The organism is Chryseobacterium sp. MYb328, from assembly GCF_037572595.1.
GTDB lineage: Bacteria > Bacteroidota > Bacteroidia > Flavobacteriales > Weeksellaceae > Chryseobacterium > Chryseobacterium pennae.
On the sequence record NZ_JBBGZQ010000010.1, the window covers coordinates 1 to 20,275 of the forward strand.

Sequence of the window (20,275 nt, forward strand, 5' to 3'; positions counted from 1 at the left end):
ACATTTACAATTACGCAGACCATTTGGGAAATGTACGATTGAGTTATTTCAAAAATGGTACGGGAATAGAAGTTCTTGAGGAGAATAATTATTATCCTTTTGGGTTGAAACATGAAGGGTATAATGGATTGACAGGAAATCCGAATTATCAATATAAGTACAATGGAAAGGAGTTGCAGGAGACCGGTATGTATGATTATGGGGCAAGGATGTATATGCCGGATCTAGGAAGATGGGGTGTGGTGGATCCGTTGGCAGAAATCTCAAGAAAATTTTCTCCGTATAATTATGCAGTAAACAATCCAATAAGGTTTATTGATCCCGATGGGATGAAACCTGAACAATTCATGACGATGAAAGATTTAATGAATGATGATCCCCCTACAAAAAATAAAGGAGCTTCTGAAGGGGGCTGGTCAAGTATTAAAAACTTTTTTAGAAATATTTTTAGTAAGAATGAAAAAAGTAATAATATTACTACAGTTGCACCTGCAGCGACCATTTCTAGACCTGTAATAAACGTAGGAGAAATAGCATTAGAAGGAATTGGTTCAAGTTTAAGTTTTGATGCAGTATTAGGAACTCTTGGTAAAATAAGTTTATGGACACTTCCTTTAACACTTGAAGGAGATACATCAAGAAAAGAACAATCAATCACATTGTACAGGGGTGTTTCTTCAAAAGCAAAAGGATCTATGTATTTTGAAGCAGTTCAAGGTATTGCTATTCCTAATGGCTTTAGGCAAATAGCAACTACATGGGGCCCTCATAGTGACATGGAAGAACATGCAGGTGGAGATAATCTTAGTATTTGGACTAGTTGGAGTAGTAGTAAAGAAACGGCAAAAGATTTTGCAACAGGTGTAGCGATGTATAAAAATGGAATTCCTGGAATTATAATGTCTAAAAAATTCAAAATTACTGAAGCTAGTCCAAACCCATTCACCTTAGGTGAGGCTGAATGGTTAGTTCCAGGAGTTGTGTATGGGGCTAAAGTTGAATATGTTATGCCTAGATCAAAATAATAAATTTTAAAATCATGTTAATAATTGAAGAGGTTTTTAATCTAATTAAACAAAAAAGAAGTTTTCTTGGTAATATTAAAAATTATAAAATCAAAATAAGTACTAGTAATAACTTTGAAAGAGATAATTTAATAGGTATTTATAAGATTAGACATTTCACTGCTATAAGAAATAAGAATTATAAATTGGCAAAACAAATAGAAATCTTAATTTCAAATTTAGAAAATTATATCGATCATACTTTAAAATTCATAAGTATTTCAGGAGATAAATATTATGGAATGTTTTATCTAAATCAAAATTTAGATAAAGTTATTGGATATTTAGAAGGGGAAATTGAAGAAAATGGGAATATTTTATTTTAAGCATATTAGCCTCAGCTAAGCATACTTCCAAGCCTATCCTTTTTATTTTGATTATAATATGAACCCCTCGCTCCCGCACGATTGCCCGCTGCGCAAAGTCTCCGGACTTTGAGCTGATAAACATAAAGGCTATCTCATTTTTGAGATAGCCTTCTTATTATAGAATTTTTTTAAAAACACCACTACTCCCTCCTGCGCAAAGTCCCTCGCTAGTGAGAGCATCATACACGTGCTAAAATAAATAACAAACCTTCACAACAGTGAGTGTTTTGTATTTTATCTTTAGTTATTTTTACAATGAAAAATTATATCTCCTTTTTGTAATATAAGTTATGGTTACTTGAGCTGAGATAAGCTTATTACTTATTCTTTTGATAAATGACACGAGCTAGAAGCTCGCGACAGAGAGGGGGATTATCCAAATATAAAAACTAAATAATGAGAAAATTAGGAATGTTTTACTGTTTGTTTTTTATAGTATGCTCTTGTACTATAAAGAAAAATATATCTGGTAATTATCAATACAAAAGTGTTTCTAATGGATTCACCAAAGAATATAATCTTTCAATAAGAAAAGATAGTTTTGATATGGCATATAAATCCCAAGATGCTTATCCAAATTGTGTTGGTAAGTGGGAGATTTTTCAGGATACTTTGTATCTAAGATGTAATAAAGAAAATGTAGTAACTAATATGTTATCAAACGGCTATATGAATAAAAGAGACTATAAGCTTAAGATAATTGGCAATCAAAAACTTATGATGATTGAAGAAAACATTGTTTTAAATAAAAAATAATGATTCTTTACACCCTTCCCCTGCTAGCGCGAGCATCATGCTCATACTAAAATAAATAACAAACCTTCACAATACAAAAAATAGTCAGTAAATAAATTACTGACTATTTTTATTTACCCTATTATACAGTAAAACTCAGGGTAAGGAGTAGACTGTACTTTTGTTCTTCTCTGGATAATTTTTTAAAATTTTTCATAGTTTTTGTTATTTAGTCTTTTTCCTACTCTCTAAGCTTTTCGGATACCGCTTATCTAAAATTAGCCCCCGCTAGCGCGAGCATCATGCTCGTGCTAAAATAAATAACAAACCTTCGCAACAGTGAGGGTTTTGTATTTTATCTTTAGTTATTTTTACAATGAAAAATTATATCTCCTTTTTGTAATATAAGTTATGGTTACTTGAGCTGAGATAAGCTTATTACTTATTCTTTTGATAAATGACACGAGCTAGAAGCTCGCGACAGCGAGGGGAATAATCCGTTTAATACACCTAAATTTTAGTTATGAAAATATCATTAAAAGCTCTCATTTACTTTTTACTTTTTACTTTTTATTGGATTGTTTTTCGGTTGGTTTGCTTTTAAAAGAAATTTTTATTGCATATCAAATGACAAGTGTTTTACTGTCTGGAAAACAATTGGGGGGAAATGCCTTATTATTCCTGGTAAATATTATGGTATTACAATACCCAACAACTATGTAGAAACTGGAAATTTAGATGATGTGGATATTATTTGGATAAATCAAAAATGTTTTATCGTAAATGGAAATTCTGCTACAAAATTTATAAATAATGACATAAATAATTTTAAAATAATTAATTATGACAGTAACAAGATCTTAAATGATAGTAAATATTTAGATTTTGACGGAAAATATCATAGATACAAAAATGATATTGAGATTATACAATTACATATTCGAGAACCCTACGCTACTGATAAAAAAGGGAATAAATTATAGAGCGCAGATATATGGTAATATGGGAATTTATTTAATAGATGAAAATGATAACTATGATATAAATACATCTCCCTTAGCTGGCGCGAGCGTCACGCTCGTGCCTTCAATAAAAAAAAGAACCATTGCTAATTTTGCAATGGTTTTTATATTTCCCGCTATGAACTATAACCTAAACGCACAGATAATCTGATGGACGATTATACAGGAAACAGACTTAACAAAGTTTCTGACATTTATCAAAACTAGGAATTGACCTGAACAGGTCACCCAGGACTCAAAAATCGCCAATTATCTTTATAGAGCAGATGGTGTGAAAGTTAAAAAATCAGGAACAGCAGGTTTAGCCACAGATTACCTGGATGATTTCCAGTACACTGAAACAAACCTAAAATTTGTTCCTACTTCAGAAGGTTATTTTAATTTTGAAAATAATAAGTATATTTACAATTACGCAGATCATTTAGGAAATGTACGATTGAGTTATTTCAAAAATGGTACGGGAATAGAAGTTCTTGAGGAGAATAATTATTATCCTTTTGGGTTGAAACATGAAGGGTATAATATATTAGGAAGTAATCCTAGTTATAATTATAAGTACAACGGCAAGGAGCTTCAGGAGACTGGTATGTATGATTATGGGGCAAGGATGTATATGCCTGACTTGGGAAGATGGGGAGTTGTTGACCCTTTGGCTGAAACTTCGAGAAGATGGTCTACCTATGCCTACGCATATAACAACCCTATAATGTTTGTTGACCCTGATGGAAGACAAAATACAGATTGGTATCAAAAACAGAAAGACGGCACTTACAAAAACATCAAAAAATCTACGGATTTAGTAATACTTGACGAAAAGGGTAAAAAAGTTCCTACATTTACTTCTTCTGGTCCACTCGGAGGCTATAATGAAGATTATGCAGAGGGTGTAAATGAAGCAAGAAATCAAGGAGTAATTTCTCAAAGTGATGCTAAAGAAGCAAGTAATATTGCTACAATATATGGGATAGAGAAAGGAGGAGAAGGTACTGCGGGAGCAATTTTAGGAGCAGAAGGACTTTACAGCATACTGAAAAACCCTAAGGGAGCTTGGGATGCTCTTAAATCTCTTAAAACATTGTTTTCCTCAGGTGAAAAAACTTCTTCACTTGCTTTAGAAATTTCAGCATCCGCAGAAGCTAATGGAATTAAAAGCGCTCAAAAATCAATTAACCCAAATATTGTGGCTAATTATTATGAACAAATGGTAAGCGGAACTTATAAGTCGACAGGTGGGGCTGGTTACATTCACGAAGGAAAATATATCTTGACAGATGGTAATCATAGAATGAATGCAGCTATACAATATGGATTGAAAACGGGTAATTTTAAATATGTAGAAGAAGTTATTACCAAAGGTAATTTTCATCGTGCAAACCCGAGCAACTATGGAATTAAAATCTATAAATTACCAACAAAATAATGAACAGTAACTTATCAAAAATAAGCTTTCAAGAATTACAGGATTTAAAAAATAAAGAGGAATACATTTTTATAAACTTTAATTATTCATATTCTATTAAAATAATTTCTTTTTTTGAAAAAATAGATATGAAAGAGAGAGATTCTCTGATTGATTCTTTCTTCCATTTAACAAATACTAACATTAGAATTGATGACCTTTTAGGGAAATTACACGTTGTTCTACTAAAAATATTGGTTGATGGAGAGAAAAACCTTATAATTAATAGCATTGGTTTGTCTGAAAATTCAATAGAATTTTTGATAGATAACATGAGAAAAATATTAGATAATTTTGATAATAAAAATCTAATTATTATAGAGAATAACTCCCATAAACCTTTTAAATTCAATTACTCTAATTAAAATTCTAAATATGATAAAAGCTTCCATTGCTGGCAAGCGTCACGCTTGTGTCATGATAAAAATAAAACCCCCAGCTGCGCAAAGTCTCCTGACTTTGAGCAATCAAAATAAAAGAACCTTTGCAAGAGCAAAGGTTTTTTACTTATACACTGCTCATCCGGATAAAAAAATCTCATCCATCAAATATAATTACTTGAATTTGCCTCAACAGGTTATCCAAGATTCAAAAACAACTTATTATATCTACAGAGCGGATGGAACAAAGGTTAAAAAATCAGGAACGGCTGGCTTAGCTACAGATTATCTGGATGGTTTCCAATATACAGAAGCAAGTTTGAAATTTGTTCCTACTTCAGAAGGTTATTTTAATTTTGAAAATAATAAGTATATTTACAATTACGCAGATCATTTAGGAAATGTACGATTGAGTTATTTCAAAAATGGTACGGGAATAGAAGTTCTTGAGGAGAATAATTATTATCCTTTTGGGTTGAAACACGAAGGGTATAATATATTAGGAGGTAATCCAAACTATAATTACAAGTACAATGGTAAGGAGCTGCAGGAGACCGGGATGTATGATTATGGGGCTAGAATGTATATGCCTGATATTGGAAGATGGGGCGTGGTGGATCCGCTGGCGGAGAAAATGACGAGACATAGTCCTTATAATTATGCTTTTAACAATCCAATCAGATTCATTGATCCAGATGGAAGACAAAATAAAGATGTAATTATTACTGGAGGTGCAGCAGATGCTGCGTTAAAAGAATTGCAAAAATCGGTTTCTTCTGAACTTACTCTAAGTAAAGATAGTAATGGTAAAGTTTCCTATAAACAAAATAATCTCAGTAAAAAACTATCTGGAGATGCTCAGCAATTAGCTAATGCAATTGATGACCATTCTGTGAAAGTAAACGTAAAGGCTGAAAATACAAATACAACTGAAGCAGGACTTTTATATGTTGGAGGTACTTTTTCTGGAAATAAGACGAGTTATCAATTAAGTAAAGACGGTAATTCTATTAGTGCTATAACAGAAACAAAACAAGAGGTAAATCCTACTGTTTTAGGGGCGATGAGTGATTATTTTGGAAAACCTGGCGCAGATATGCTACATGAAGTAACCGAATCATATCAAGGAGCTTTAATTTCCAGAAAATTTGGAATAAATGCAGGGGTTGCTACTCAAGCTGAAAATGATAATCCTTTTAGTATATATAATGCAGCTCATAATTCTGCAACTCCGCAAACAGATGCATATGATGTTAGATATTTTGATAAAAACGGAAAAGCCTCTAATATTTTATACAAAAGCGGTAAGGCTGAATTTTTTGTGACTGACCCAAGTGGTGTTAAGAAACCTAAAGTTGTTCAAACCTATCCTTAATTTATGAAAAAGATAATATTTACTTTAGCATCATTATTCATTATATATTCTTGTGGAATAAAGCCAAAGATTAGTGAAGGGTATAATTATAAAGTTATTAAAATTGACTCTATTGAAAATACATATTTGATATATGCAGAAAAAATAGATGCCAGTATAAAAAATACTGCAATAATAAAAATTGTATCAGCAAAGACTAAAACAAACTGTAAAAGAAAAGATTTGATTATTGTAGATAAGAATTATAAATTCAATCTTATTTCTCTGTATCCTAAAAATTTGGTATCACACAATCTTAGAGGTATTACTTATAATGGTACATTAATTCCTTTTGACAGAGAGTATAATGTTAAAAAAGATTTATTTATAACTGATAATATAAATGGGCTTTGTTATAAAGAAAAATAAAAATTCGCTCATTTGAGTCAAGTTTTCATTTACATAATGTTTTGTAATTTAGTTCGTTTTAGGAAAGCCCTGCTCCCGCAAGATTTTATCGTGTGGCAGATAAAAATAAAACCACCGCAAAATTGCGGTGGTTTTTATATTTCATTAAGGACATTTAATTTCCCTTAGTAATAGACAATTTTTCTATCTGTTACTGAAATTTTATCACCGTTCAATGTAAAGCGCTTCATCTGAATCCAATTATGCTGTGAATCGTATGTATATTCATATTTAACAGATACTCTCTCATCTATTTTTCCATTTTCAATGACTGTTAGTTCTGTAATATTTCCATATTCATCAAATGTTTTCTTTAACTCAGAAAAAATACTTTCTTTATCATTCACAACCTGCTGATAGATCGCATTTCCTTTCTTATCATACTTCCATTTCCGAACTATTGGATAAAGTCCGGTTTCTTCCTGCATAATCAGGTTATTGTTACTGTCATAGCTGTAAGTAGTTTCAGTTTCCCCTTCAGGCAGGTTATTAGATGTCTTTTCACTTATCAGATTTCCGTTCTTATATTGTTTGATCCATTGGGTAGTCTGTTTAGGTTTTGACTTTTCATAAGACGAATAACTCAAAACAGCATCATTCATTTCTTTGATATCGTTAATATATTCCCGTCTTCTAATGGTATCTTCGTTATTTTTAGTCTTTGAGAATTCAATTTTTTTATCACTAATAACGATTCCTTTTTTGTTAAGGGTCAACCTATTTACTGACTTTTTCTTATCACTTTCTTCAAACCCTACTGTTTTAACGGCATTTCCCATTGCATCATAATAATATTGGTATCTTCTCCCAAATTCATTGTTTTGAAGATAAGCGGTTTCTTCCGTCAAATTTCCGTTCTCATCAAATTTATAAATAGTTTTTGTCACCGAATGTTCCATATCAGCATGGAGAATAGACTGTTGGTATCCTGTAACCTCAATCGATTTCACCCTGCCCTGTATCTGCAGTGTTTTATAGTTTTTCTGAAGTATCGGAACCTTTACTTTAGAAGCAGACACCATTGGAAGATCCTCTTGTTCTTTAGCCTGATTTTGATTCTTTTTTTGACAGGAAATCAGCATGAGTACAGATAATGATAGTAGTAAAATTTGTTTCATTGAATTTTTAGTTTTTCTCAGGAACGAAGTATTATTGCCAGTTTCCACAAATTTCGGTATTTCTTTGGTAATAAAAAAGACAGCCATTACTGCTGTCTTTTACTATTTTTATTTAAAATGCTTATTTAAGCCAGATCAAACCTATCCAGATTCATCACCTTCGTCCAGGCAGAAATAAAATCATTGATAAATTTACCTTGCGCATCAGCACTTCCATACACTTCTGAAATCGCTCTTAGTTCAGAGTTTGACCCGAAAACAAGATCGGCACGGGTAGCCGTCCATTTTGGCTGACCTGTTTTACGGTCTGTTCCCATATATACTTCTTTATCGTCTGACATTGCTTTCCACTGCGTTCCCATATCCAGAAGATTCACAAAGAAATCATTGGTAAGAACTCCCGGACGGCTGGTAAATACACCATTTTTTGAACCGTCAAAATTAGTATCCAAAGCTCGCATTCCTCCCACCAATACGGTTAATTCCGGAGCAGTAAGCGTTAACAACTGAGCTTTATCAATTAATAAGGATTCTGTAGAAACCGTGAATTTTGTTTTCAGATAATTACGGAATCCATCCGCTGCAGGTTCAAGATATCCCATAGATTCTATATCAGTCTGCGCTTGAGAAGCATCCATTCTTCCTGGTGCAAAAGGAACTTTCACATCGTGCCCTGCGTTTTTTGCAGCAGCTTCAACAGCTGCACTTCCTCCTAAAACAATTAAATCCGCTAAAGATATTTTCTTACTTCCATTTTGAGCATTAAATTCATTTTGAATTCCTTCCAATACTCCCAATACCTTTTGTAATTGAGCCGGATTATTGACTGCCCAGTTTCTTTGAGGCTCTAATCTTACTCTTGCACCATTCGCTCCTCCCCTCTTATCACTTCCTCTGAAAGTAGAAGCAGAAGCCCAAGCTGTTGAAACTAATTCAGAAATTGTCAATACTGAATTCAGAACTTTTGCTTTAAGAGATTCTACATCAGCATCATTTACCAATTCATGATCTACTTCCGGAATAGGATCCTGCCAGATCAGTTCTTCCTGAGGAACATCCGGTCCCAGATAACGGGCACGCGGTCCCATATCTCTGTGCGTTAATTTAAACCATGCCCTTGCAAATGCATCTGCAAACGCATCTGGATTTTCATAAAAATGTCTTGAAATTTTTTCGTAAACAGGATCTAATCTTAAAGAAAGATCCGTGGTAAGCATTGTTGGTCTATGCTTTTTGTTAGGATCAAATGCATCAGGAATAATCTCTGCACCAGCCTTCGCTACCCATTGGTGAGCTCCGGCAGGGCTTTTGGTCAGTTCCCATTCATTTTCAAATAAGTTTTTAAAGAAATAATTACTCCATTGAGTCGGAGTCTCAGTCCAGGTCACTTCCAGACCACTGGAAATAGCATCTCTTCCGCTTCCTGATTTATAACTGCTTGACCATCCTAATCCCTGCTGTTCAATCCCTGCTCCTTCCGGTTCTTTACCCACATGATCTGCAGGGCCCGCACCGTGAGTTTTTCCAAAAGTATGTCCACCTGCAATTAAAGCAACTGTTTCCTCATCATCCATTGCCATACGTCCAAAAGTATCTCTGATATCTTTAGCCGCTGCAATCGGATCAGGATTTCCGTCCGGACCTTCAGGATTTACATAAATTAATCCCATTTGTACTGCTGCCAGTGGATTTTCAAGGTTTCTGGAGTGAATATCTCCATCTGCATTATCATCGGTAGGAAGAACCGCTGCATGTCCTTCTACAGCTCCTTCGGATCCGTGAGCATAACGGATGTCACCACCCAGCCATGTCTTTTCTGATCCCCAATATACATCTGCATCCGGTTCCCATACATCTGCTCTTCCTCCTGCAAAACCAAAAGTTTTGAATCCCATAGATTCAAGGGCAACATTTCCTGTAAGAATTAAAAGGTCTGCCCAAGATATATTTCTCCCATATTTCTGTTTGATGGGCCATAATAGTCTTCTTGCCTTATCAAGGCTTACGTTATCCGGCCAGCTGTTCAGTGGGGCAAAACGCTGTTGTCCTGCTCCAGCTCCACCTCTTCCATCTCCTACACGGTATGTTCCGGCACTGTGCCAGGCCATACGGATGAATAACGGTCCGTAGTGACCAAAATCTGCAGGCCACCAATCCTGTGAGTCAGTCATTAAAGTGTGAAGATCTCTTTTCACAGCCTCAAGGTCAAGACTTTTAAATGCTTCTGCGTAATCAAAGTCCTGATCCATAGGATTAGACAGTGATGAGTGTGAGCGCAGAAGATCTACTCTTAACTGATCCGGCCACCAATCTTTGTTTTGAGTTCCCTCACCTGCTACATTCTTCTTCATTGTTCCGTTATGAAACGGGCATTTACTGATGTCATTCAAATCTTTTTCCATTGTCGTTTATTTATTTTTTTATATTGATTAATACAGTTTAAGTAACTTCATTGTTGTAAGGTCATGACAAACTTACAACGTTCATTCAATAAATACAATCTATTAATAATTATTTCAATGATAGTTAAAAACTATAAAGAAACATTCCCGACAGCATCCGAACTAAAGACACAATTGTGGTATTAAGTTAGTCATTTTTTAAATCCATTCAACTCCTTCTACTCTATTTAGAATAACTCAATGTAAGGAGGAAGAGATGGAAGCGGGAGGCTGGAAGATGGAAGTTTATTGCAGACGGGAAAACAATTTAGGACAATTATATCGCTTACAATATTCCTCATCTCATATAAAAAAAGAATATTTCCTCTCCGTTCTCTAGTGCCTCCAGCTTCCTTCTCCCTGCTTCCAGCCTAAAAACATTCCCATTAAAAAAATTACCTATCTTTATAATCCGCAAACATAAATCCCTATGAAAAAAGTAGCAGTCATTCTCCTTGTCGCCTTTATTTTCATTCAGTTTTTTCCTATTGATAAAACCAATCCGCGCCCTACACCCGGCATGGACTTTTTGAAAATAAAAAATACTCCTGAAAAAATAGCTAAGATTATCAGGACATCATGCTATGACTGCCATTCCAATGAAACTAAATATCCGTGGTATGCTGATATTTCACCCACTTCATGGTTTGTGAAAAATCATATTAATGAAGGCAGAAAACATCTTAATTTTTCTACCTTTGCAGTATATGAACCTCAAAGACAGCTTCATAAACTGGAGGAATGTATGGAGATGGTTGAGAAAAAAGAAATGCCGCTTGAATCCTATTATCTAGGACATCAGGATGCAAAACTGACCGATGAACAGCGTGCAGATCTTATTCAATATTTCAAACAGGCCAAAGAAGATACAGAAAGAAGGATCATGTTTAATAAATAAGAGTGGTGGAAAACTGGGAAGATAAACATATTGTATTTTTTGACGGAGATTGTGGAGTCTGCAATTTCTGGGTACAGTGGATTCTGGAAAGAGATAAAAAAGACCAATTTATGTTTGCCTCACTTCAATCCGAATTCGGACAACAGTTTTTATCTGAAAGAGGTCTGGATACAAAGGTTTTCAACACATTATACCTTTGGAAACCCAAACAATATTACTTCATAAAATCGCGAGCCATCCTTCAAATTGCCAATATATTAGGCGGAATTTACAAACTTTCAGCTATTGGTAAAATCTTACCTGCCTTTCTGAGCGATAAAGCTTATGATGTGGTTTCAAGAAACAGAATGAAACTGGCTAATCAGAAATGTTACCTTCCGGATCAGCATCAGAAGAAAAAGTTTATTCAGGTGTAATTTCCCACAGATTTTACGGATTTACACAGTTACTTGGGTTATAAAAATCTGCGTTATCGGCAAAATCTGCGAGAAATATATGTATTATTATTTATTAAAATATAAGTTTCGATCGCCTCTCATTACTCATAAATTAAGTGACCACACAGAGTAACTATTCGGCGGACATTGAATTTTCACCCGCTTATCTCCCTGCGTTGTCGGATACCAGCTTGAATTTCCAGTAAAATCTTTGATCTGCTGATTACTCCAATTCGTATCGATCCATCTTTCCTGCCAGCTTGATGAGGTATTGATATAAACCACCAGTCCCGGATTTCCGTTGTAACCGTTACGTCTTGCAATATATTCATCATTGTCCGTGTATAAAATAGAAGTGGTTCCTGTAGCTTTATTATTGTGAATCCAGATCAGATTATTCAGTCTTTCCTTATTCAGCCATTCTTCATAGTCTCTGTAAAAAATGGTGGGATAGCCTTCATGGGTTAAAATGTAAGCATAGGCCGGCATTTTATTGTAAATAATATCGGTATCATGATTGGCAACAAAAGTTACTGCTTTGTACGGATTTCTTTTCCACATCATATCATCGTTCAATACATTCAGATTTCCGTTGTCAAAGGCTTCATCCATTTTATAATAGGCAGCAAAATCAAATACGGAACTGTTGGCATTATTCGCCCACCATTCTAACGTATTTACATTAGAATCCCATAATTCGCCTACAGAGAAACCTCCTACTTTAGAATTCCAGGTATTCACTACCCAGGGACCGAATCCTTTTACATAATCGAATCTCCAGCCATCAAATTTCATTACATTTTTATAATACTTTGCAACAGAATCATCTCTTCCCCACAACCAGTCCTGTACATGTGGATTGGCATGACAAAGGTCGGGGAATCCGCCAAAAGCCCCTTCATCATTATTTCCGTAAGCATTTTTATAAAAGTCATTGTAATTTCTTTGAAACTTTCCGGAAGCAACTCCTGAGAAATTAGTCCAGGTATTGGTTCCGGTAAACGGATTGGCTTCAGATTGCCCGCCACTGTTATGATTGATCACAATATCAGCATAAACCTGCATATTTTCTGCATGAGCTTTTGTAATCAATGCTTCAAGTTCCGTTCTTGATCCGAACCGGGTTTCTGTACTTCCGTTCTGATTAAAATTTCCAAAATCATAATAATCAGTAGGATCATACCCCATAGAATAGGCACCGTTTTGAGCTTTTGAAGCCGGAGGAAGCCATACGGCACCAATTCCGGCATCAGACCATGCCGTTAATTTGTCTTTAACCGTATTCCACCAATTTCCACCATCAGGAACATCCCAATAGAACCCCTGCATCAGTACACTGCCTCCCGGGCCTGCTACAAACTTTGCCTGCGCCGATCCGGATACAGCTCCTGTGCTGAAAGGTCTTCCATCATGGTGGGTTACATTTACTATTTTATTATGTACTTCTTCCTTCTTCAGGGAGTCTGTACTTAATTCATCGTTATTCTGGCATGAGCCAACAAGCGCTAAAGCCAATAGAGAAAGAAGAAATTGTGTTTTTTTCATTGGAATATTTAATTATCAAACTATTAACTAATTTACATTTTTATTAAAAACAAATTCAAAATAAGGAGAAATATTTTTATTTTAAATAATAATTCAAAGAGAATCATCTTTAAAATTTTCATTAAAAAATCATAAATTTTCAAGATTCTCGAAACAATTTTTCTTTTAATCCATATATTTGCATACTATGGAATACAATACCCAAAAAACTCAGCTTCATATGCCGGAATATGGCAGAATTATACAACAGTTGGTTGAGCGCTGCAAAGAACTTCCTACCAAAGAGGAAAGGAACGAAATGGCTATGGCAATCATCGATTTTATGGGTCAGAGAAACCCACAACTGCGTGACGAGGAAAATTATAAACATAAACTTTGGGACCATCTTTTTATTCTTGCTAATCATGATCTGGATGTAGAATCTCCTTATCCGTTCCCAACCATGGAACAATTGGCAGAAAAACCTAAAAGAATGGAATATCCGAAACTTCAAGGTGACTTTAAGTTTTACGGAAAAAGTATTCTTCAATTGATAGAAAAAGCAATAGAACTGGAAACGGGTGATGAAAAAGAAGCCCTTATTGAAGTGATTGCCAACAATATGAAGAAGTCTTATAATGTCTATAATAAAGAACATGTGACGGATGATGTTATTTTCCGCCACCTGAAAGAACTGTCTGAAAACAGGTTGGATCTTACCGGAATAGATTCTCTTGAAAAAAGTAAAATCTACTACACCAGTAATAACAACAACCGAAATAATAACAATAACAACCGAAACAGCAACAATAATAAAAATAATAATAACCAGCCTAATAAAAGGAGGCATAATAACAATCATAAAAACAGAAAATAATGAGTGGAACATTTCAAATAAGAGGAGGGAAAAGACTGCAGGGTGAAATAACTCCACAAGGAGCCAAAAATGAGGCTCTACAAATTCTGTGTGCAGTACTGCTGACTGACGAGGAAGTAAGGATTAAAAATATTCCGGATATCCACGATGTCAACAGGCTGATTGAAATTCTGGGAGACTTCGGTGTAAAGGTTACTAAAAACGGACATGGAGATTACACCTTCAAAGCTGATAAAGTAAACTTCGACTATATAAAGTCCAATGAATTTAAAAAAGACGGCGCCAAATTACGTGGATCCATCATGCTGATGGGACCGATGCTTGCCCGTTACGGAGAAGCTTATATGCCAACTCCGGGAGGAGACAAGATCGGAAGAAGAAGATTGGATACTCACTTCCAGGGGCTGGTTGAACTTGGGGCTGAATTTCATTATGATGAAGAGGAATATTTCTATTCTTTAAAAGCGAAAGAGCTTAGAGGGAAATTCATCTTATTAGAAGAAGCTTCTGTAACCGGTACTGCTAATATTGTGATGGCTGCCGCTTTAGCAAAAGGAAAAACAAGAATTTATAACGCTGCCTGCGAACCTTATCTTCAGCAATTATGTAAAATGCTGAACAGGATGGGAGCTAATATTTCAGGGATCGGTTCTAACCTTCTTACCATTGAAGGGGTAGAATATTTAAAAGGTACCGAACACACGATGCTTCCGGACATGGTAGAAATCGGATCATGGATTGGCCTTGCTGCCATGACTAAATCTGAAATCACCATCAAAAATGTAAACTGGAATCAATTGGGAGTGATTCCTAATACATTCAGAAAACTGGGAATTCAGCTTGAGCAAAGTGGTGATGATATTTACATTCCTGCTCAGGAGCATTATAAAATTCAAAAATTTATTGACGGATCTATCCTTACGATCTCTGATGCACCATGGCCGGGATTCACTCCTGACTTACTCTCTATTATTCTGGTAGTAGCAACTCAGGCAAAAGGAAGTATTCTGGTTCATCAGAAAATGTTTGAATCCAGATTATTCTTTGTGGATAAATTAATCGACATGGGAGCTCAGATCATTTTATGTGATCCACACAGAGCAACTGTAATCGGATTAAACCAGGAAGCTCCGTTAAGAGGAACAACCATGGTTTCCCCGGATATCAGAGCCGGAAACGCCCTTCTTATTGCAGCCCTTTCTGCAGAAGGAAAATCTATTATCCACAACATCGAGCAAATCGACAGAGGATATGAGAACATCGATGGAAGACTGAAAGCAATTGGTGCTGATATTGAGAGAATCTAAACTTATTTTTATTACTATAGAGCGTTCAGAGAGATCTGAACGCTTTTTTTAACCACCCCATCAAAAATTCAGAGAATTTTTGACACCCCGGGAATGTTCACACCTTCAATTGGAACTATTGTCAAAATTGAAAGGATTCTCTAAAATCTACTAACTTTTTATTTTATTTTTTCATGTTAGAATACCTGCATAATCTATTTGGCTGCGAGATCATAAAAAGAAAAAGTGCCCGGTAAAAACCTGACACTTTGAGTAATTAAAACTATATGAATCTCCCCTAAGAATACTTCCGGCAGAGATACTCCACCGTCGTATTCAAAAGTTTATTTTTATTCAGATAGACTTCCAGTTTCTGATAATCCTCTGAATTGACATTAATATATAATTGTACCGAACCAAAACTATTTCCGTTCACATATTCCACATTTGCTGACAACACTCTATGACAGATCCCCATTTGATTATAGATTGTATTCATTAAATGCTCAAATTTCATTTTGCCATTCAACTCAATTTCCAATAATAATTCTTTTTTAGGCAGGTTCAGTTTATTTTGAAAAACCTGCAGACTAGGGTTAGGTGTAATCATTGCTAAATATTTTTTAATTAAACATTCTCAGATCATATTTTGTTCTGCATTTAAATCTGTCACAAAAGTATAAAAAAATATTAGTCTACCAAATAAGTAGACTAATATTTTTTTAAATTTAACATTTAATTAAATAAGTCAGGAAGTTTGAAGCTGGAGGATGGAAGTCACTGTATTTTAAAAATCAATACAAGTAAATCTATTCATCTTAAAGTCAATTTGTTAGTTCTAAATTTCATAAAATATTTGTTCAATAATAACTTCCAGCCTCCCTCTTCCTGCTTCCAGCTTCAAAGTTCTCCTACCCTTTCTAACTTTTCTGATCCGGCCAATCCATTGGGATTACAACCAGGTTCTCCTTCAGGAACCTTCAGTTTTTTCTTAGTGTAAAATTCTTCCCAGAATCTATTGACCTTTCCTGTCTTCGGATCCATGAACGTCATAGGTTCTAATTTAAAAATATGATCATCCCGAAAAGCTCTTTCTACAAAATCTGAACAGTAATAAGAATTTTCATCCAAAATATAATTGAAATTATAAGGCTTCCCCAGCATAGAATGTGCATGCTCAATAGCCACAGAAATTGATTTCTGATATTCAGCCTTGAGACGGTATACCACAATATTTTGCTGATCTTTTTTCTGATCCTTCACAAAATCATTTAAACTTTGCTTTTGTGAACCGCCTTTTGGAGCTGCATGCAAAACAAACAATTTCTTTCCTTCTTTTTCGAGAATGCCGATATGATCAAAGGAAGCTATCTTCTGCTTTTGAGTAACATTATTAATGGCTCCTGAAAGCCCGCTTTCTTTTGCTGTTACAAAAAGCAAATCTCCGTTTTGAAGCTGGCTTGTTCCGGGATAGGAATTACATTGCACTAACAGCAAGATTAAAAGAGATAGAAGTCCGCCAGCAATTCCTTTTTTTATTTTTTTATTGAAAATCATTTTAATTTCTGATATTCTGATTGTTATTTACGTCAAAATTACAAAATAGAAATCATTACATTTGTGGAACAGACCGAGTAACTTTCATAGTAACCAAACCCTTTTGCTACTTTTATGCCTCATATTTTACTTGTTGAAGATGATAAAAGACTTTCCCGCCTTATTGGAAGAGGACTTCTTGAAGAGGATATGGATGTAAGCTTTGCCTATGATGGTGAAAAGGCTACAGAACTGGCTTCTACTCAGGATTTCAACCTCATCATTACGGATATTATTGTGCCTTTGAAAAATGGACTGGATTTTTGCAAGGAAATAAAAAATCTAAAACCACAGATTCCGGTCATTATGCTGACTGCATTGGGAACTACAGATGATAAGCTGGAAGGTTTTGATTCCGGGGCAGATGATTACCTTACCAAACCTTTTGAAATGCGCGAACTGATTGCAAGAGTTAAAGTTTTAATGAAAAGATTCTCGATGCACACTCCCACAGAACAGCTTTTAAGGTATGAAAATATTGAAATGGATCTCAAATTGAAATCCATAAGCAGAAACGGCATCGCTATCAAACTTACCCCTAAAGAATTTAACCTTATGAAATACATGCTGGAAAATCCGGAAAGGGTCCTTTCCCGCTCAGAGATCGCTGAAAATGTATGGGAAACTCATTTTGATACAGGAACCAATTTTATTGATGTCTACATCAACTATATCCGGAAAAAAATTGACAGGGATTTTGAACATAAACTGATTCATACCAAAGCAGGTATGGGCTTTATTTTAAAAAAAGGATACGAAGAACACCAGCAATAAGAGCTAAGAAATGAAAATCAGGACCCGGCTTACCCTACTCTTTACCATTGTCACAGCCATGCTGATGATATTTTATGGTATTGCAGTATATTATTCTTCTAGTGAAGCCAGAGAAGTTTCATTTTATGCCCAGCTCAACAACGAAGCAGTAGCAAAAGCCAATCTTTTCTTTCAAAGTACATTGAGCGAAAAGGAAATGCACCGGGTTTACAAGAATAACACAAAAACTATTAATGAAGTTCAGGTGGCTATCTATGATCCGGAATTCAATCTGGTATATCATGATGATTCAAAGGTAGATTTTGTTAAGGAGGATCCAAAAATGCTTTCCAATATTTTTAAAAAGAAGGAAATCAGTTTTTTCATTGGTGATCTTCAAGCCATAGGAACAGTTTACTCTCATAATGGAAAGGAATATCTGGTAACTGCTGCCGGGTACGATCAATATGGTTACAAATCTATCAATCATCTTCTTACCATCAGTATCATTGCTTTTATCAGTATTTTAATTTTGGTGTATCTGGCAGGAATATTTCTTTCAAAAAAAGCGCTGAATCCCCTCAGTGAAATGGTGAGCCAGATTAAAAATATTACCGCAGGCAAATTACAGCTTCGATTAAAAACTACTAGTGAAAAAGACGAACTGAATGAACTTGCTCAAAATTTTAACGGAATGCTTGAACGCCTGGAAAATTCGTTTGATGCTCAAAAACATTTTGTTTCCAATATTTCACATGAACTTCGTACTCCTCTATCCGCAATTATTACAGAATTGGAGTTCTCTTCTGAAAAGGAACAAACCCGGGAGGAATATCAGCAAACTATTCAATATGCTCTGGATGATGCCCGTAATATGGTGAAGTTATCCAACAGCCTGATGGATCTTGCCAAAGCAAGCTATGATCCTAATGAAATCAGTTTTTCAGAAGTCCGATTGGATGAAATTTTACTGGAATCTTATTCGAAAATAATAAAGGAAAATCAAGAATACAAAGTTTCTTTGAATATTGACAACACAATAGAAGAACATCAACTTGTTATACAGGGAAATGAATATTTATTGCAGGTTGCCTTTAATAACCTTATCGATAATGCCTGTAAATATTCTCCGGTTCATACCTGTATGATTGATGTTAAAGCAAACAATGAAAAGCTTATCATCAGTTTTATCAATACAGGAATTGCCATTTTACAGAAAGACTTACTTCATATTTTTGAACCTTTTTACAGAAGTGATACCTCCAGACATGAAAAAGGATACGGAATCGGGCTTTTCTTAACGGAGAAAATTATTCATCTGCACCATGCAATCATCAAAGTAGCCTCTGAAAATAATGAAACTGTTTTTACAGTGATATTTGATATTGAAACGGTTTAGATTTTTTACGTGGCAAATATTCTTTAACCACAAATCGAAGATTCGACGAAGTCAAAAGACACAAAAATTATAAACACTTAAGGGATTTTAAGTGACAAGCGGCATATATAATAAGTACACATAAGTTTATAAAATCTCTGATTTTCTTTTTATACCAACCTTGAAATGAAGCACACTGCTTCATTCAAGTTTACTTGAAACTTAACTTTCCTTAAAGCCCTAAGGCTTCTTAATGGTTTAAAAAATTATTCATGAGAAATTTTGCTGAAGATAGTAGTTCCAATACTTGCTGCAATTACACATCCAATAGAAATCCATTGTAAAAAAGAGAGTTCTTCTGCAAGAAATACTAATCCGGAAAGAGCTGCAAATGCGGGTTCCAGGCTCATCAGAATACTGAAAGTTTTTGCCGGAAGCTTTTTTAAAGCCATCATCTCCAGAGAAAACGGTAAGGCACTCGACAGAATTGCGACTCCCAATCCTTTTACAAAAATAGTTGGTGTAATATTGAAAACAGCCCCATCCCAAATCGTAAATGGAATAATTACCAAACTGGCAAATAACATTCCGGTGGTTACAGCATCTTTTCCATCCATTATTTTAGAAACTTTTCCGCCCATTACAATATAGAGCGCCCAGAATATCCCTGCCAGGAAAGCTAATCCAAGACCTAGTAAATCAATATGATCGCTCTTCCACGGCACAATAAGCAATATTCCCACACAGGCCAATAGCGCCCAAACTACATCCAATAGTTTACGGGATAATGCCAACGCAAGAAATAATGGCCCTGCAAATTCCACAGTTACAGCCAGACCCAAAGGAATCCTCTGGATAGCCATATAAAAAATAAGATTCATGGCTGCCAATCCCACTCCATACATTGCACAATACTTCCATTTTTGTGGGGTAAACTGTAAAAATTTGGGACGATTGATAATGGTAAGTATAATAGCAGAAAGTACAATCCTTAAAGTAACGGTTCCAATAGCTCCGATTGCCGGGAAAAGCTGCTTGGCAATTGATGCTCCACCCTGTACACAGATAATGGCTAGCAATGTAGCAGGAATCGCTAAGTTTGAATTTTTCATTTCTA

20 protein-coding genes are annotated in these 20,275 nt (G+C 35.0%); 13 read left to right on the forward strand and 7 right to left on the reverse strand.

Going from position 1 to position 20,275, the window contains the following annotated elements:
* The 3 genes from WH267_RS11520 to WH267_RS11530 form a co-directional block, all read left to right on the forward strand.
* Positions 1 to 1,025 (forward strand): RHS repeat domain-containing protein (locus WH267_RS11520; RefSeq protein ID WP_340008336.1); only part of this gene is annotated, 1,025 nt, incomplete at its 5' end.
* Positions 1,026 to 1,039: 14 nt separating this feature from the next.
* Entirely contained in the window at positions 1,040 to 1,390 is a 351-nt protein-coding gene (locus tag WH267_RS11525; RefSeq protein WP_340008338.1) for an enoyl-CoA hydratase, read from the forward strand.
* A gap of 438 nt (positions 1,391 to 1,828) precedes the next feature.
* Positions 1,829 to 2,188: a hypothetical protein gene (locus WH267_RS11530; RefSeq protein WP_340008340.1), complete on the forward strand. Its 360-nt coding sequence runs from the start codon at positions 1,829 to 1,831 to the stop codon at positions 2,186 to 2,188.
* Positions 2,189 to 2,309: 121 nt separating this feature from the next.
* Here the strand turns inward: WH267_RS11530 and WH267_RS25150 are convergent, their stop codons facing one another.
* Positions 2,310 to 2,384, reverse strand: coding sequence for a bacteriocin-like protein (locus WH267_RS25150; protein WP_445223276.1), 75 nt, complete (start codon positions 2,382 to 2,384; stop codon positions 2,310 to 2,312).
* Between the two features lie 1,076 nt (positions 2,385 to 3,460).
* Here WH267_RS25150 and WH267_RS25155 point away from each other — a divergent pair.
* The 4 genes from WH267_RS25155 to WH267_RS11550 are packed head-to-tail and all read left to right on the forward strand — an operon-like array spanning position 3,461 to position 6,811.
* Positions 3,461 to 4,609: an RHS repeat-associated core domain-containing protein gene (locus WH267_RS25155; protein ID WP_445223273.1), complete on the forward strand. Its 1,149-nt coding sequence runs from the start codon at positions 3,461 to 3,463 to the stop codon at positions 4,607 to 4,609.
* Positions 4,609 to 5,013 carry a hypothetical protein gene (locus tag WH267_RS11540; protein WP_340008342.1) on the forward strand — a complete coding sequence of 135 codons (405 nt, stop codon included), beginning with the start codon at positions 4,609 to 4,611 and terminating at the stop codon, positions 5,011 to 5,013. Before WH267_RS25155 ends, WH267_RS11540 begins: the two co-directional genes overlap by 1 nt.
* 10 nt (positions 5,014 to 5,023) lie before the next feature.
* Positions 5,024 to 6,403, forward strand: coding sequence for an RHS repeat-associated core domain-containing protein (locus tag WH267_RS25160; RefSeq protein WP_445223274.1), 1,380 nt, complete (start codon positions 5,024 to 5,026; stop codon positions 6,401 to 6,403).
* Positions 6,404 to 6,406: 3 nt separating this feature from the next.
* Positions 6,407 to 6,811 (forward strand): hypothetical protein, encoded by a 405-nt coding sequence (locus WH267_RS11550; protein WP_115968726.1) that lies wholly within the window; start codon positions 6,407 to 6,409, stop codon positions 6,809 to 6,811.
* Between the two features lie 164 nt (positions 6,812 to 6,975).
* On the opposite strand, the gene WH267_RS11555 is transcribed toward WH267_RS11550, so the two are convergent.
* Both WH267_RS11555 and katG read right to left on the reverse strand, forming a co-directional pair.
* Entirely contained in the window at positions 6,976 to 7,968 is a 993-nt protein-coding gene (locus WH267_RS11555; protein WP_123947261.1) for an RHS repeat protein, read from the reverse strand.
* A gap of 125 nt (positions 7,969 to 8,093) precedes the next feature.
* Entirely contained in the window at positions 8,094 to 10,370 is a 2,277-nt protein-coding gene (gene katG / locus WH267_RS11560; RefSeq protein ID WP_340008344.1) for a catalase/peroxidase HPI, read from the reverse strand.
* Positions 10,371 to 10,839: 469 nt separating this feature from the next.
* Here katG and WH267_RS11565 point away from each other — a divergent pair, with 469 nt between their 5' ends.
* Positions 10,840 to 11,307, forward strand: a complete 468-nt coding sequence (locus WH267_RS11565) for a heme-binding domain-containing protein (RefSeq protein WP_340008346.1) — start codon at positions 10,840 to 10,842, stop codon at positions 11,305 to 11,307.
* A 5-nt stretch (positions 11,308 to 11,312) separates the two neighbouring features.
* Complete coding sequence (locus tag WH267_RS11570) at positions 11,313 to 11,723, forward strand: thiol-disulfide oxidoreductase DCC family protein (RefSeq protein ID WP_340008348.1); 411 nt, start codon at positions 11,313 to 11,315, stop codon at positions 11,721 to 11,723.
* A 126-nt stretch (positions 11,724 to 11,849) separates the two neighbouring features.
* On the opposite strand, the gene WH267_RS11575 is transcribed toward WH267_RS11570, so the two are convergent.
* Positions 11,850 to 13,289 (reverse strand): alpha-amylase, encoded by a 1,440-nt coding sequence (locus WH267_RS11575; protein ID WP_123320645.1) that lies wholly within the window; start codon positions 13,287 to 13,289, stop codon positions 11,850 to 11,852.
* A 187-nt stretch (positions 13,290 to 13,476) separates the two neighbouring features.
* On the opposite strand from WH267_RS11575, the gene WH267_RS11580 reads away from it, so the two are divergent.
* A complete protein-coding gene (locus WH267_RS11580) occupies positions 13,477 to 14,145 on the forward strand; it encodes a DUF4290 domain-containing protein (protein ID WP_340008351.1) in 669 nt (222 codons plus the stop codon).
* Positions 14,145 to 15,452: a UDP-N-acetylglucosamine 1-carboxyvinyltransferase gene (gene murA, locus WH267_RS11585; RefSeq protein WP_340008354.1), complete on the forward strand. Its 1,308-nt coding sequence runs from the start codon at positions 14,145 to 14,147 to the stop codon at positions 15,450 to 15,452. Before WH267_RS11580 ends, murA begins: the two co-directional genes overlap by 1 nt.
* A 277-nt stretch (positions 15,453 to 15,729) precedes the next feature.
* On the opposite strand, the gene WH267_RS11590 is transcribed toward murA, so the two are convergent.
* Both WH267_RS11590 and WH267_RS11595 read right to left on the reverse strand, forming a co-directional pair.
* Positions 15,730 to 16,041: an NIL domain-containing protein gene (locus WH267_RS11590; protein WP_115968719.1), complete on the reverse strand. Its 312-nt coding sequence runs from the start codon at positions 16,039 to 16,041 to the stop codon at positions 15,730 to 15,732.
* 290 nt (positions 16,042 to 16,331) lie between these two features.
* The gene (locus tag WH267_RS11595; RefSeq protein ID WP_340008357.1) at positions 16,332 to 16,988 is read right to left on the reverse strand and encodes a YiiX/YebB-like N1pC/P60 family cysteine hydrolase; all 657 of its coding nucleotides are present in this window, start codon (positions 16,986 to 16,988) and stop codon (positions 16,332 to 16,334) included.
* A 114-nt stretch (positions 16,989 to 17,102) separates the two neighbouring features.
* On the opposite strand from WH267_RS11595, the gene WH267_RS11600 reads away from it, so the two are divergent.
* Both WH267_RS11600 and WH267_RS11605 read left to right on the forward strand, forming a co-directional pair.
* Positions 17,103 to 17,801: a response regulator transcription factor gene (locus tag WH267_RS11600; protein WP_115968717.1), complete on the forward strand. Its 699-nt coding sequence runs from the start codon at positions 17,103 to 17,105 to the stop codon at positions 17,799 to 17,801.
* A gap of 10 nt (positions 17,802 to 17,811) precedes the next feature.
* Positions 17,812 to 19,179 carry a sensor histidine kinase gene (locus tag WH267_RS11605; protein ID WP_340008359.1) on the forward strand — a complete coding sequence of 456 codons (1,368 nt, stop codon included), beginning with the start codon at positions 17,812 to 17,814 and terminating at the stop codon, positions 19,177 to 19,179.
* Between the two features lie 245 nt (positions 19,180 to 19,424).
* On the opposite strand, the gene WH267_RS11610 is transcribed toward WH267_RS11605, so the two are convergent.
* Entirely contained in the window at positions 19,425 to 20,270 is an 846-nt protein-coding gene (locus WH267_RS11610) for an EamA family transporter (RefSeq protein WP_123320649.1), read from the reverse strand.
* Between the last annotated feature and the right edge of the window lie 5 nt (positions 20,271 to 20,275).